The 14,792-nt window shown below is 64.2% G+C and carries 12 protein-coding genes; 2 read left to right on the forward strand and 10 right to left on the reverse strand.

What is annotated here, in order from left to right:
• Nucleotides 1–14 precede the first annotated feature (14 nt).
• The 7 genes from AC1RR3_RS03015 to AC1RR3_RS03045 all read right to left on the reverse strand — a co-directional run bounded on the left by AC1RR3_RS03015 (nt 15) and on the right by AC1RR3_RS03045 (nt 8,050).
• Nucleotides 15–1,673 (reverse strand): hydantoinase B/oxoprolinase family protein, encoded by a 1,659-nt coding sequence (locus AC1RR3_RS03015; protein ID WP_492819177.1) that lies wholly within the window; start codon nt 1,671–1,673, stop codon nt 15–17.
• Between the two features lie 2 nt (nt 1,674–1,675).
• Nucleotides 1,676–3,760: a hydantoinase/oxoprolinase family protein gene (locus AC1RR3_RS03020; protein ID WP_492819179.1), complete on the reverse strand. Its 2,085-nt coding sequence runs from the start codon at nt 3,758–3,760 to the stop codon at nt 1,676–1,678.
• 141 nt (nt 3,761–3,901) lie between these two features.
• Nucleotides 3,902–4,723, reverse strand: coding sequence for an NAD-dependent protein deacetylase (locus AC1RR3_RS03025; protein ID WP_492819181.1), 822 nt, complete (start codon nt 4,721–4,723; stop codon nt 3,902–3,904).
• A gap of 37 nt (nt 4,724–4,760) precedes the next feature.
• Nucleotides 4,761–5,894, reverse strand: a complete 1,134-nt coding sequence (locus AC1RR3_RS03030; RefSeq protein WP_492819183.1) for a helix-turn-helix transcriptional regulator — start codon at nt 5,892–5,894, stop codon at nt 4,761–4,763.
• Nucleotides 5,895–6,056: 162 nt separating this feature from the next.
• Complete coding sequence (locus AC1RR3_RS03035) at nt 6,057–6,710, reverse strand: hypothetical protein (protein WP_492819185.1); 654 nt, start codon at nt 6,708–6,710, stop codon at nt 6,057–6,059.
• Between the two features lie 175 nt (nt 6,711–6,885).
• Nucleotides 6,886–7,179 carry a hypothetical protein gene (locus AC1RR3_RS03040; RefSeq protein ID WP_492819187.1) on the reverse strand — a complete coding sequence of 98 codons (294 nt, stop codon included), beginning with the start codon at nt 7,177–7,179 and terminating at the stop codon, nt 6,886–6,888.
• Nucleotides 7,180–7,270: 91 nt separating this feature from the next.
• Nucleotides 7,271–8,050, reverse strand: coding sequence for a sensor histidine kinase (locus AC1RR3_RS03045; RefSeq protein WP_492819788.1), 780 nt, complete (start codon nt 8,048–8,050; stop codon nt 7,271–7,273).
• A gap of 734 nt (nt 8,051–8,784) precedes the next feature.
• Here AC1RR3_RS03045 and AC1RR3_RS03050 point away from each other — a divergent pair.
• Nucleotides 8,785–9,045: a DUF1488 family protein gene (locus tag AC1RR3_RS03050; RefSeq protein WP_492819189.1), complete on the forward strand. Its 261-nt coding sequence runs from the start codon at nt 8,785–8,787 to the stop codon at nt 9,043–9,045.
• A gap of 54 nt (nt 9,046–9,099) precedes the next feature.
• Here AC1RR3_RS03050 and AC1RR3_RS03055 read toward each other — a convergent pair whose 3' ends face one another.
• Together AC1RR3_RS03055 and AC1RR3_RS03060 are read right to left on the reverse strand one after the other, a co-directional pair.
• Nucleotides 9,100–9,936, reverse strand: a complete 837-nt coding sequence (locus AC1RR3_RS03055) for an SDR family oxidoreductase (protein WP_492819191.1) — start codon at nt 9,934–9,936, stop codon at nt 9,100–9,102.
• A gap of 72 nt (nt 9,937–10,008) precedes the next feature.
• On the reverse strand, nt 10,009–11,343 hold the full coding sequence (locus tag AC1RR3_RS03060; protein ID WP_492819193.1) for a solute carrier family 23 protein: 1,335 nt from the start codon (nt 11,341–11,343) through the stop codon (nt 10,009–10,011).
• Nucleotides 11,344–11,504: 161 nt separating this feature from the next.
• Between AC1RR3_RS03060 and AC1RR3_RS03065 the strand changes: the two genes are divergently transcribed.
• Nucleotides 11,505–12,833 (forward strand): dicarboxylate/amino acid:cation symporter, encoded by a 1,329-nt coding sequence (locus AC1RR3_RS03065; protein WP_492819195.1) that lies wholly within the window; start codon nt 11,505–11,507, stop codon nt 12,831–12,833.
• Between the two features lie 205 nt (nt 12,834–13,038).
• Here the strand turns inward: AC1RR3_RS03065 and AC1RR3_RS03070 are convergent, their stop codons facing one another.
• Nucleotides 13,039–14,652 (reverse strand): ABC-F family ATP-binding cassette domain-containing protein, encoded by a 1,614-nt coding sequence (locus AC1RR3_RS03070; RefSeq protein ID WP_492819197.1) that lies wholly within the window; start codon nt 14,650–14,652, stop codon nt 13,039–13,041.
• Nucleotides 14,653–14,792: the final 140 nt, after the last annotated feature.

Raw genomic sequence — 14,792 nt, forward strand, 5'->3', positions numbered from 1 at the left:
GGCGCGCTGACGTATCAGCGCGCGTACCCATAAACCTCAATTGCGTTGTCGGCCGACACGAGCCCGCTCTCGATGTCGTCCTTCACCGCTGCATGATCACGCTCGGTGGGCGCACCGATGCCGGCGCCACCGGGCGTCATCACCACCAGCCGGTCATCCGGCGGCACCTGCTGAAAACCCTTGCCGCGCAACTTCTTTCCGGATTTGAGGCCGACATAGCCGGCCTCGCCGTTCTTGCCGCCATCGCGCCCGCGCGGCGGATGATCGATGCGGTCGAACGCCGCCAGAATGTCGAATGGCGCATCGACACCGCTGCCGACCTCGATGATCTGGCCGAGGCCGCCGCGGCTGCGCCCGGCTCCGCCGGAGTCCGGCCGCAGCTCCTTGCGCCAGAAGATCAAGGGCGTCTGCGTCTCCGCGATCTCGACCGGCGTGCCGCGCACTCCGCTGGGATAGGCGGTGGCCGACAGGCCGTCCTTCGCAAAGCGCGCGCCGGTGCCGCCGTTGGAGGTCACCGCCATCGAGAATCCGTAATTGCCGCCGGCGCCCGAGCGGGTCTGGCCGCGCACGTTGAGATTCCACAGGCACGAGGTGCCTTCCGCCGGCACACGCTCCGGAATGATCTGGCGCAGGCAGCCGAACACCACGTCGGGCAGCATCTGGCCGATGATGTGGCGCGAGGCGACCGGTGCGGGCTTCGGCGCGTTGAGGATCGCACCAGGGGGAGCCGACACCGTCAGCGGCGAGAGCGAACCGGCATTGTTCGGGACTTGCGAGGCGACGACGCAGCCGAGGCCGAACACGGTGTAGGCCGTGGTGTAGGAGAGCGGCACGTTGATGCCGAACTTCGAAGCCACCGAAGTGCCGTCGAAATCGACGTGGATGCCCGTATCCGAGATCGTCAGCGTCGCCGCCAGCGTCACCGGTGCGTCATAACCGTCGACGACCATGGTGTTGCGCCAGCTGCCCTTCGGCAGCTTTGCGATCTCGGCCAGCACGGCCTCGCGCGAACGGTCGCAGATGTAATCGCCGAGCTCGTCGAGCGTATCGATGCCGAACTCGGTCATCATTTCGACCAGGCGCTCGCAGCCGACGTCGTTGCAGCCGGCGAGCGAATAGGTGTCGCCCTCGGTGTCGATCGGCAGCCGCGTGTTGGTGCGGATCATCGCCATCAGCGTCTCGTTGACGACGCCCTGGTCGATCAGCTTCAGCATGGGGATGTAGAGCCCCTCCATGAACACGTCGGTGGCGTCAGGCCCGAAGCCAATGCCGCCGATGTCCATGAGATGGCTGGTGCAGGAGAACAGCGCGACCGGCTTGCCGTCCTTGAAGCAGGGCGTGGTCACGACGAAGTCGTTGAGATGGCCGGTGCCCATCCAGGGATCGTTGGTGATGTAGGCATCGCCTTCCTTCATCGTCTCGATCGGGAATTTCGCGATGAAGTGCTTGACCGATTCCGCCATCGAGTTGACGTGACCGGGCGTGCCCGTCACCGCCTGCGCCAGCATCCGCCCCTTGAGGTCGAACACGCCGGCCGAGAGGTCGCCGCATTCACGCACGATCGGGCTGAAGGCGGTGCGGAGCAGCACCTGCGCCTGCTCCTCGACCACGGCGATCAGCCGGTGCCACATGATCTGAAGGTCGATCAGGCTCGCGCCATTTGCCTTGCTCATGATCAGGCCGCCTTCCGTTCCATGACGATGCTGCCGGCACCGTCGATATGGGCGTCAAAACTGTTGGAGACGAAGGTGGAAGTCTCGTCCTCGGCGATCACGGCGGGGCCCGCGATGGTCGCGCCCGGCGCCATGTCCTCGCGGCGATAGAGCGGGATCTCGATCACTTCCCCCGCGCGTCCGTCGAAGAATTTGCGGCTGCCGGAGGCCTTGCCTGCGGGTGTGCGCACGACCGACGCGACGACGGAGGGATTGCGCGCATCGGTGGTTGCAAGCACCGACCAGCTCAAGACCTCGATCGCGGCGCCCGGAATCGACCGCTCGAACATCGCGGAGTAATCCGCCTCGAACTTCTGGCGCAGGCCGGCAAGATCGGCCGATGTCAGCGGCCGGTTCGGCAGCTCGATCGTGATCTCGTGGCCCTGGCCGACATAGCGCATGAAGGCGGCGCGGCGCTCGCGCACCGGCGCTCCGGCAGCACCAGGCTCGACCAGCGCACGCGTTTCAGTCGCCATCTCCTGAAGCAAGTCGGAGACCGCTGCGGTGTCGAAATCGTCGAGCCGGACATGGCGGCTGCGCACCAGCTCATAGGCGATCGGAGCCGCAAGGAATCCGACCGCCGAGCCGACGCCGGCATTCGACGGCACGATCACCCGGGAAACACCGATCTTTTCGGCAACGCGCGCCGCATGCAGCGGCGCGGCGCCGCCGAACGCAATCAGCGTGTGCTGGCCGACGATCTCGCCGCGCTCGACCGCATGCACGCGCGCCGCGCTCGCCATGTTCTCGCAGACGACCTCGTGCACGGCATAGGCGGCCGTTTCCGCCGACAGGCCCAGCGGCTCGCCGACGATGCGCAGCAACGCCTGCTTCGAGAGTTCCGGGTCGAGCTTGATCGTACCGCCCGCAAACGCGTCGGGATCGATCATGCCGAGTGCAACGTCCGCATCCGTCACCGCGGGACGCTGGCCGCCGCGGCCGTAGCAGGCCGGCCCCGGCTCCGACGAGGCACTCTCGGGGCCGACGGTGACGCGCTTCATCGCGTCGACATGCGCGATCGAGCCGCCGCCGGCGCCGATCTCGACCATCTCGATCACGGGGATGCGCACCGGCAGGCCGGAGCCCTTCAGGAAGCGCGCCGCGCGATCGACCTCGAACACACGCGAGGTCTCGGGCTGATACTTCTCGATCAGGCAGATCTTGGCCGTGGTGCCGCCCATGTCGAAGGACAGCACCTTGCTCTCGCCGAGCCGCGCTGCGATCTGCGCCGCGAAGATGGCGCCGCCGGCCGGACCGGATTCGACGAGACGCACCGGAAAGCGCCGCGCCGTCTCGATCGAGGTGACGCCGCCGCCTGATGTGACGAGATAGATCGCGCCGCGGAACTGCTCGACCTGCAAGGCATCCGCCATGCGGGCGAGATAGCCGTCGATCAGGGGTTGCACATAGGCATTGGCGACCGCTGTGGAGGTGCGCTCATATTCGCGAATCTCCGGACACACGGCCGACGACACCGTCACGGAAATTCCAGGCATCTCCTCACTGATGATCGCGGCCGCGCGCCGCTCGTGCTCGGGATTGGCATAGGAGTGCAGAAAGGCGATCGCGACGCTCTCGACCTTCAATTCGCGCAATTTCGGCGCGAGTGCGCGCACCGACGCTTCGTCGAGCGGGAGACGGATGGCGCCATGCGCGTCGATGCGCTCGGGCACGGTGAACCGAAGCGAACGCGGCGCCAGCGGTTTTGGCTTGTCGATGCTGAGATCGTACTGGTCGTAGCGGCTCTCGGTGCCGATATCGAGCACATCGCGAAAGCCCTCGGTCGCGATCAGCGCCGTCTTGGCGCCGCGGCGCTCGATGATCGCGTTGGTCGCCAGCGTCGTGCCGTGAATGAAGACGTCGATGTCGCTGATATGGGCGCGCGCATCGGCGAGAATGAGACGCATCCCGTCCAGCACCGCCTGTTCGGGGCGCTGCGGCGTCGTCAGCACCTTGCGCGTCTTGCGCTCCAAACCCATGTCCAGCACGATGTCGGTGAACGTGCCACCGATATCGACGGCAAGCCGTACCTCGGCTCCCTCAAGCATTCCAAAATTCTCCGGCTGATCGTCAGGATTGGCGTCAAAAACGCAGCAATTTCCGTGCCATGAGGCGTGCCAAGCATGCTGCGCCCCGCCATTCTGCTTGGCACCCATGCAATAGGCAAGGCGTGTTCGCCGCCCGTATGATCAGAGCAGGAATGCAAGCGCCGCTTCGCAGCGCTCCTCGACCTTGAGCGTGAGCAGATCGTCGGCGCGGGTGCGTCCGAGATTGACCGCAGCGATCGGAATCTGCCGCTGCGCGGCCGCCTGCACGAAGCGAAAGCCGGAATAGACCATCAGCGAGGAGCCGACGATCAGCATCGCGTCGGCCTGCGACAGATGGTCCTGCGCGGTGGCGACAATTTCGCGCGGCACGTTCTCGCCGAAGAACACGACGTCGGGCTTGAGGATGCCGCCGCAGGCTTCGCAAGAAGGCACCTTGAACGACGAAAAATCCGCGTGCTCAAGATCCGCGTCGCCGTCCGGCGCATCCGCGGCATCGAGCGTGAGCCATTCTGCATTGGCGCGGCCGAGCGCATCCTGGAATTCGTTGCGCGGAATCTTCGCTCCGCAGCCCATGCAGCGGACGAGGTCCAGCCGACCATGCAGGTCGATCACCTGCCGATGGCCGGCGGATTGATGCAGCCGGTCGACATTCTGGGTCAGCAGCATCTCGCAGCGCCCGCTCGCCTCGAGGCGGGCGAGCGCATGATGTGCATCATTCGGCCTCGCCTGGCCGAACCGCCGCCAGCCGATCAGGCTGCGCGCCCAATAGCGCTGTCGCGTATGCTCTTCCGACATGAAGGCCTGGAAATTGACCGGCTGGGTCCGCTTCCAATTGCCATGGCTGTCGCGATAGTCGGGAATGCCCGAATTGGTGCTACAGCCGGCGCCGGTCAGCACGAACAGACGTTCGTGCCGGCCGACGAAATCTTCGAGCGGGGAATTTGCCACCGGAGAGCTTGTCATGGCGCAGATGTAGTCTGCGCCGGCCGGTTTTGCCAGATCACTCCCGCGCAGGCGGCTCGAAGCCGGCAATCAGCTTGACGAGCTCACTCTGCCGTGCGGTTCCGGTCTTGCGGAAGACGTTGTGGAGATGCGTCTTGACGGTGGCCTGGGTCAACCCGAGCAGGTCGGCCAGGGCTTTCACCCCGCTCACCTTCATGACGGCGTCGATCACGCGGATCTCGCTCGCCGTGAGCTTGTAGAGCTTTGCCAGCGCCTCCAGCGGCGGCGGACTTGCCGGCGAGGTCTTGCCGATGAAAACCGCGGCAATGGCGGAATGCAATGCACCGGTGCGCTGCCGGTCGCCCGTGGTCAGCGGCAGCACATTGGCAAACCAGCGGCCGGGCAGCGCCGCCGAAAGCGGAATCGGGCCGCCACCGCCGGCCGAGGCATTGCCGTTCTCAGCGGCCGCGAGCGCATCGCGCAAAGCCCGCTGCGCCTCCGGCGCGGCGGCGGCCAACGTGCCGTTTCTCTCGGTCAGCAGCGAGGCTTCGTCCAGCATGGCGCGCCCCGGCACATTGGTGAAGACCAGGCGACCGCCCGGGCCAACCAGGAAGACGGCGGCCGCGACGCTGTCGAGCGTCTGGGTCAACACCGCCTGCGTCGCCTTGCTCTGGTCGAACAGTCGTCCGATCGAGACGGCGCGCTGGAAATGCGGAACGATCAGCGCAAGCCGTCGGCGATCGTCGGCATCGACGAGGCCGTCCCTCTCGTGCATGCGAACGCTGATCACTGACGAGCTGGTGGCGCTCCTCTCCAGATTTGCCGCCAGCCCATCGATGATGCCCTGCGGCTTCATCCACCCGTCATAGAAGCTGGTCTCGACCATTTCCTCGAAGGGAATGAGATCGGTCGATCCGTAGACCACGCCGGCATCGAAGAAGGTCGCGGCCGGAAAGCACGGATTCAAGGGAAGATATTTCTCGAAATAGAGCTTCGTGTACTGCGGCTCTTCGTTGAAGAGATGAAGCACCGCGGATTGCCCGGTTGTCGCGTCGTGCCAGAACAGGTTTCCGGAGGAGCCGCCGACGAACAGGCAGGCCTGCTCAAGAGCACGCGGCCACAAAGTGGGATCGAGCGCGGCGTCATAAACGAGGCCGATCAGCTCTGACAGCAGAGCAGCTTCAGACGTCACGACCAACTCTTCATCCCAAACGACATGTGGGGCATTGGCGCCTCCAGAAGCAATCTACCACAGGGCTCGCGACGAGCGCAAAACTTCGCGTGCACGAATATTGAGAAGCGCGTTGCGCGACGAAGCGGCATGCGATCGCGGACATGAATCACGGGACGACTGCTATGCTCCGTTCTTAAGCAAGCCGCGTTCAATCTTGCTCGACAATCGTTGCGTTGAGGGCGGCCGGCTATTTCGCAGGCACACCCGTTTCGGCGGCGGGGCCTGTTTCTGCGAGACGACCGCCTTGCCGGGCGACGCCTCGGGCGCGCTGGGTGCAACCGGCGCGGACTGACCGACCGACAAGGACACACCGAACACGCGCCATTGTCCTTCGACCGGCGCGAACAGCAATTCGAAATTCACCTGCGTCGGCACCGACGGAAAAAATCCTGCCATGCGCAGCAGACCGTTCGGCTCGATCTGCGGCAACAGCGACAATTGCGGGTCGATGACCGCGACGCCGGACAGATCGAGCTTGTCGCCGCGCTGCTCGGCAAAAATCTCCGCCAGCCCTGCTGCGGTGTTCACCTGGAATCCGGGGGCACCGAGATCGCGCAGCACTGTGTAATTGCCGGTCTTGTTAGCGTGGTCGAGCGCGAGCAGCGTCGAGCGGATCAGCATCAGCACGCCGTTGCGGTCGATGCTGGCAAGCTTGGGCGCCGCCTGCTGCGACGACGATGCCGGGTGCGGTTGCGGCGGCGTCTGCTGCGCGGATGTCGTCACCGCGCCCAGGTTCAGAAGCCCGAGGCCTGCACTCAACCATCGCAGCGTCATGCGAGCGAATTCTACCTACCACTGGATTGATACGGAGCCGCGGCCACCGGGAACGTTGCGTTCGTGGCCGATACCGCCGCCGGCATTGGCGATGGCCGCCGCGAATGTGACCCAAGGCGCCAGGGCCAACATCAACCATTCGGTTGAAGTCGGCCGGGAACCTGCCGCTGGGATTTTACTTTTTGCAGACTGTTGCTGAATTGCCTCGGAACGTGCCGCGACGGCGAACGTCACCGCGCGTCACGACGGCCGCGAGATCCAGCAATGTTCCGACCGATCCGGCGGTGTCGAAGATCTCCCGCTGAAGCGTCGTCGGCAACGAATTCCATTGCATGATGACGGCCGCGCCGAGGCAGCGCAAAACGCGCTCTTCCTCCGCCGCGAGGGCTGCGCCACGCAGTCGCTCCGTCTCGCCGGCAGTGTTTGTGGGTATCAGCCCTGCCCGGCGAGCTACTCGCCAGTTCGCCATACGCGGCCGCCTTTGCACGATACTGAAGAAATTTGAACATGCGGGCTCCTTTTTTCGAAAGTCTCCGCGTGTTCAGCCTGCCACTTGCCGGCTAGGCCAGTGTCGGGACAGTCAAAAAAGCCAGTGGAGCGTCGAACATGTACGCGAAGCCACTCTCCGCGTAGGTCAATTGAACGTCGCCCTGGAGCTGGCGCCCGAGCGTTTCGATCAATCGCGTTCCAAAGCTGCGCTTTGCAGGGCGCTGGATCAACGGACCATCCTTCTCGATCCAGGCCAAACACAAGCGTTGCGTCTGCTGCTCGATCGACCAGCGGAGGTCGACGCGCCCCTTTGGAACTGAAAAGGCACCGTATTTCGTGGCGTTGGTGCAAAGCTCATTGAGCGTCATCGCGATGGCGATCACAGTACTGGAATTGATCCGGATATCGGGCCCCGAAATCGAAAACTTCGATTCAGCGGGATCGTCGAAAGCTTCGATGGCGCTGCGGACGACCGCCCCGAGATCGGCGCTCGACCAACTCGCCCGCACGAGCAGATCGTGCGCACGGCCAAGCGCAAGCAGCCGGCCCGCGATGGCCTGCTGTGCGTGCGCCACGCCCTGCTCGCCGCGCAAGCTCTGGGAGACGATGCCGGAGACGGTCGCGAGCGTGTTCTTGATGCGGTGATGCAGCTCTTCGAGGATCAGCTTTTGCAGCTTGTCGGACGTCTCGCGCTCCCTGGCGTCGATGCCCGCCCTGGCAAGCAGGCCCTTCGTGTTGATCTCGGCCTGGGCAAGGAGAAGCCGCAGGCTGACATTCTCCGCCGCCAGAGCATCCTCATACGATTCTCCGCCGCCGAGCTGCTGGCCCGCGCGGAGATCGATCTCGAGCATTGGCGACTGTGTCACGAGGGTTGCTGCCGGACCTGATTTCAGTGGAACGTTACGTCACAAGGGCGGGATTTCAGCGGCGTCGTGATCTTGCTTGGGCGCCTTCGCTGGCGAAAAATACGCGAGGATTTCAGCAGCGTTTCCGAGGATCGCTGCCTTGCGCATTGCCGCAATGCGCTTGTCTCCCGACGGCATCTCGCGGGCTCGATCGAGAGCGTCGATCGCCCTGGAGCTCAACTCGCAAGCCAACGAGGCCTGGATTGGCTCTGACGAGCCGCCTGCCTGAGCCGGCGGCGAAGGCACGCCGAGAGCGACTACCATTGGATGAGCATCGATGCAGCGACCAGCAGCACGAAGAAGATCGGCAGCAAGACCGGAGGCACGAGCCACTCACGAGCACTGAATCTTGGGGAATCCGACATGCCTACCGCCTGTGGTTCCGGCGGGAGCGCAATGCTCTCAGTCACCGATAACAGCCGAGGGGCGAGCGGTGATAGGCTCTATGTAGTAGTCCTTCGCCGAATAGCGAGGCTTACCGAGAACTATTTGTCGCGACCGGCATCCAACCGGGTTGTAACCCTGTTGCCAAATCATCATCTCCATAAAAGGCGCGACCCGTCTCGACGAAGCGTCCGTGTTCCTGACATACGCAGGTCGAACGTCGGCCCCCCAGCGTGCCCCGACTCAAACCGCGAAAAGGCCGACGCGCGGCACCTGCAACCTGATCGGCCTCAACCATGATCGACTTCCCAAATCACAGCCGCTCATATGACCGGACGCGGCATGCCGTGCGGTTCTGGGGGCACGACAGCGCCATCGAGGCCTCGTTCTTCATAGACGAAGGCGCATTGAAGCGGATTCAACCGGGCACCCATTCCAGCGAATCGGGATTTCTGATCGCATTCGATTCCAACCGCGACTTGATATGTGCCACCGCGGCCCGGAAGTATGTTCGCGGCAGCCGAGGCTCTTACGACCTGCTCGCAGCAGATTTTTGAACCGGTCGACACAGGGGGTGATGAGTTGGTGGTTTCGGTCGTGGCTCCACGGTTCTAGCTCGCCCAGTTCTCGCGAAACTCAGGGAATAGCGTCAGGCCCCCGCAGGCATAAATGGTTTGGCCCGTGATGTAGCCCGCTTCATCCGAGGCGAGGAACGCGAACACGGCGGCGATCTCTTCCGGCGTGCCGACACGGCCAAGCGGAATGTGGCTGGTGACGACGCCGCGCTTTTCCGGATCGCCGGTCCACGCCGCGTTGATCGGCGTGTCGATCGCGCCGGGACCGACAGCATTGACGCGAATGCCGCGGCCGCCGAACTCCAGCGCCAGCGTGCGCGTCAGATTGGCGATGCCGCCTTTGCTGATCGAATAAGCGAGATAGCCAGGTTTGGGAATGATCTGGTGGACGCTGGAGCAATTGATGATGCTGCCGCCTCCACCACGCGCGACGAAATGCGCCAGCGCCTTCTGCGCGCAGAGCACGGCACCGTTGAGATTGACGTCGATAATGCGGCGATAGGTATCGATGTCGAGCGCCTCGCTCGGCGACTCCCGCTGGAAGCCGGCATTGTTGACGAGACAGTCGAGGCGCTTCCAGCGCGCCAGGATGGTCTCGAACATCGCAGCGACCTCCTGCTCATTGCTGACGTCGGCCTTGACGATGACATGGTCAAGCTTGCCATGACCGCGATCGCTCGATCCCGTTTTTGCAGCTGCAAGTGTTTCCTCGGCCTTCTCGGGGTGATCGACATAATTGATGGCGACGGTTGCGCCTTCCTGGGCCAGCCTGACGGCGACCGCGCGGCCGATGCCTTGGGAGGCACCGGTCACCAGCGCATATTGGCCGACGAGGCGCGAGGAAAATGTGGTCGAGCGATCGGTCTGTGGCATGAGCTTTCTCCGGGATGCTTCATCATGGATGGAACCGGTGTTTTGTTCCATCCCGCAGCGCATCGCTGGGATTCATTCCGCGCGGCACGCCAGCGGCGAGGTCAGGATCTGATAGAGGATGATGGCGCCGAAGGTCGCCGTGCCGATCCCGCCGAGCGTGAATGCGCCGAATTTGAGCGTGAGATCGCCCGCGCCCGCGGTGAGTGCGACGGCGACGGTGATCAGGTTCGCGGGATTGGCGAAGTCGACCTTGTTCTCGACCCAGATCCTGCCCGCCATCGCGGCGATCAATCCGAACAGCACGATCGAGAGGCCACCGATGACGGGACCCGGAATAGACAGGATCAGCGCGCCGAATTTCGGCGAGAAGCCGAGCAGGATCGACACGGTGGCCGCGAACGCGAACAGCAAGGTCGAATAGACCTTGGTCGCCGCCATGACGCCGATGTTCTCGGCATAGGTCGTGACGCCGGTGCCGCCGCCGCAGGCCGCCACGATGGTTGCGAGGCTGTCGGCGAACAAAGCGCGACCGAGATAGCCGTCGAGGCTGCGGCCCGTCATGGCGCCGACGGCCTTGATGTGACCGAGGTTCTCGGCGACGAGGATGACCGCGACCGGCGCGATCAGAAAGATCGCATCGGCCTGGAAGGTCGGCGTGGTGAAGTTCGGCAAGCCGAACCACGGCGCGGCCGCAAGCTGGGTGAAGTCGATCGGCTTGCCGAAGCCGAGGCCGTTCGCGAACAGAAAATACAAAAGATATCCGCCGATCGCGCCGAGGATGATCGGCAGGCGGCGCCACAGGCCAGGTGCGGCGACGGCAACCACGCCGATGACCAGAACGGTCGCGAGCCCGATCCAGGTCTCGAACGCATTGGCGCTCACCGCCTTGACCGCGACCGGCGCGAGGTTGAGGCCGATGGCGGCGACCACAGCGCCGGTGACCGCCGGTGGCATCAGGCGCTCGACCCAACCGATGCCCGACCACATCACGACCAGCGCTATCAGGCCGTACAGCACCCCGGCTCCGACGATGCCGCCGAGCGCAACCGACAAGTTCGGATTCGGCCCCTGCCCGGCATAGCCGGTGGCAGCGAGGACGACGGCGATGAACGCGAAGCTCGAGCCGAGATAGCTCGGCACACGCCCCGCGACGATGACGAAAAAGATCAGCGTGCCGATGCCGGAGAACAGGACTGCAACATTGGGATCGAACCCCATCAGCAGCGGCGCGATGATCGTCGAACCCGACATTGCGACGCAATGCTGAAGACCGGAGACGACGGTCTGGCCCCATGACAGCCGCTCCTCCGGCATGATCACGCCCGAGGTCTTGAGTGTCCAACGCGGAAAATAGCCTTGCGAAGAACGGTCCTGTGCCTGCTCGCCCGAGCCTGTCGAGATCGTCATGTTCCCCCCGTTGCGGTGCAGCGATTGATCTTCGTGCGATCCGACAAAAATGTGATTGTCGCTTCTGCGGCGGCCATCACATGATGGAACACATACAAGATTCAACGCTTGCAATATTCGAATCTTGCTTTGCCAGATCAATGCGTTCCGGGGCCGAGACTATGACACAGATTGCGATCCAGCCAGCCATCCATCGCCGGCATCAGCCCTGGTACAAGATCCTCTACGTCCAGGTGCTGATCGCGATCGCATTGGGGGTGCTGATCGGCTATGTCTATCCCGATCTTGGCAAGGCCCTGAAGCCGCTCGGCGACGGCTTCATCGCGCTGATCAAGATGATGATCGCACCGGTGATCTTCTGCACCGTGGTGCACGGCATCTCCTCGATGGGCGACCTCAAGCGCGTCGGCCGGGTCGGGCTGAAGTCGCTGATCTATTTCGAGACGGTCTCGACCGTCGCGCTCGCCATCGGCCTTTTGGTCGGCGAGATTCTCCAGCCCGGCCACGGCTTCAACATCGATCCCGCCACCATCGACCCGAAGTCGGTCGCGACCTATGTCACCAAGGCCAAGGAGGAAGGCATCGTCGCCCATCTGATGGCGATCATCCCCGACAGCTATGTGGGCGCGATCGCGCGCGGCGACCTGTTGCAGGTGCTGCTGGTCTCGATCCTCTCGGGCTTTGCCATCGCCTTCCTCGGCAAGGCCGGCGAGCCGATCGCGGAGGCGATCGACAAGGCCGCAAAGATGTTCTTCGGCATCATCCGCATCATCGTGCGCGTCGCGCCGATCGGCGCATTCGGCGCCATGGCGTTCACCGTCGGCGCCTACGGTCTCGGCTCGCTGCTCAACCTCGCCGCCCTGATCGGCACGTTCTATCTCACCAGCATCCTGTTCGTGCTGATCGTGCTGGGCTCGATCGCGCGGCTCGCCGGCTTCTCGATCCTGCGTTTCATCGCCTACATCAAGGACGAGCTCCTGATCGTGCTCGGCACCTCGTCGTCGGAGACGGTGCTGCCGCAGATGATCCAGAAGATGGAGCATCTCGGCGCCTCGCGCTCGGTGGTCGGCCTCGTCATTCCGACCGGCTACAGCTTCAATCTCGACGGCACCAACATCTACATGACGCTGGCGACGCTGTTCCTGGCGCAGGCCACCAACACGCATCTGACGATCTGGCAGGAGCTCGGCATCCTGGGCATCGCCATGATCACCTCGAAGGGGGCTTCGGGCGTCACGGGCGCCGGCTTCATCACACTCGCCGCGACGCTCTCGATCGTGCCCGACATCCCGATCCAGTCGATCGCGATCCTGGTCGGCATCGACAAGTTCATGAGCGAGTGCCGCGCGCTGACCAACCTGATCGGCAACGGCGTCGCCTGCGTCGTCATCAGCATCTCCGAAGGCGAGCTCGACCGCGAGGCGCTGCACGAGACCATGGCGCATCCGCTGGAGATCGGCGAGTCGCTGGAACCGGGCGGCGGCGCGTAACGCCGCGCGCATCGACACCACGAGCAACCCGGTTCCGACGCGGTAGTTTCCCGGAATGGTAAATCGGTGAGGTACGCGTCACAACACATGCGTTGGGATCACCGATTGATACTCATTTCTTTCCACCCGACGCGCTGGGGGCAGGGCGTCGGGTTTTTGAAAATCTCTGCCAAGACCTGTTGTCACGCCGAACCGCGAGGCGGGATCAGATGATCCCGCCATGCCCGCGTTGCACCCTGGCGCCAAGATCGAGCCGCCGCGCGATCCCGATCGCCTGCAGGAACGCCTCGTCATGACTGACGACGAGCAACGCGCCGTCATAGGCCCGCAAGCCCGCTTCGACGGCTTCGATGGACTCGATGTCCAGATGATTGGTCGGCTCATCCAGGATCAGCAGGGACGGCGGTGTCGCGCCGCCAAACACGCAGGCAAGGCCGGCACGAAGCAGCTGCCCGCCGCTCAGGCTTCCGACGATCTGCAAGGCGGCGTCGGCGCGAAACATGAAACGGGCCAGGGCGGCATGGCATTCGTTCGTGCCCGCCTTTGGATTGAGACGCCTGAAATTATCCAGGATGGAGACCGCGGGATCGAGCAGGCTGATCTTCTGGTCGAACAGCGCGAAGTCGGGCCGGACCCGCAACGTGCCCGCAAGAGGGCAGATTTCTCCCGTAATGAGTTTCAGCAGGGTTGTCTTGCCGGAGCCGTTCGGCCCGACGATGGCAACGCGCTCGGGCCCGACCATCGCCAAAGACAGATCGCGCAGGATCGCGCGCTCCGGATGATAGCCGGCACTGATCCGGTCGAGCCAAACCACCTCCCTGCCCGCCGGCAGGTTGGTCGAGGGCAATTTCACGGACAACGGCTGAAGAATCTCGATACGCCGGCGTGCCGTGTCGAGCGCATCGATGGCCTCCGCGCGGCGCCTTTCGGCGATCTGCGCGGTCTTTCCGCCGCTGTCCTCGCTGCGATCCTTGCGGGCACCGGCCAGGATGCGCGGGATATCGCCCCTCGCGCCCTTCTTCCTGCCGCCGCTGTCCTTGCGCGCCTTCCGCTCCGCGGCTTCCTGCGCCTTGCCGTCGATCTCGGCGAGATGCTTCTCGGCATGCGCAAGGTCGTGCCTGACAGCCGCGAGCTCAACGGCCCTCTGCTCGCGGTACCTGCTCCAATTGCCGCCATATCGTCTTGCCCCGAGCGACGTCAACTCGACGATAGCATCCATGGTCTCGAGCAGATCCCGATCGTGGCTGACCACGATCGCACCGCGCCGCCAGCCCGCCAGCAAGTCGACCACGGCACCGCGTCCATCCCGATCGAGATTATTGGTGGGCTCGTCCAGCAGCAGGACATCCGGCTCGGCGAAGACCAGCGCGGCAAGACGGATCCGCGTGACCTGTCCGCCCGACAAATGATCCAGCTCCGTGTCGGGACCAGGATCGAATCCGACACGCGCGAGCGCCGACGCTAGCCGCGCTTCGAGCGTCCAGTCGACGTCGGCGACCTCGTCGGCCGAAGCATCGCCACGCTCGGCGCGGCGAAGCAGCGCCAGCGCCGCACGCGCGCCGAACAGGTCGATCACCGTGGCACCCTCGGGGAGCCTGGCATCCTGGCGCAGCAGACCCAAGGTTCCGCCAATGAGAACGCGTCCCGACTGAGGGACATGCTCTCCCGTGATCGCAGCGAGCAGCGTTGTCTTGCCGACGCCATTGCGGCCGACAAGACCGGCCCGCTCAGTGCCGAATGTCAGGTTGAGATTGGAAAGAAGAGGACGGCCGTCAGGCGTGGACAGCGACAGGTTCGACAGGATGATCGATGCAGGCATGGAATTCCCCGTGAGCAAGGCGGATGGGCGTTGCGGTCGGGGTCAAATCCATGGCTGCGAAATTCCTGGTTGAAGTCTCGCTCATAATCCCGCTGGGCGATGAGATCAAGGCCGCATTCCGGGCGACGCCGCTGCCGACG

The organism is Bradyrhizobium sp. GW821-FHT13H05, assembly GCF_058804065.1.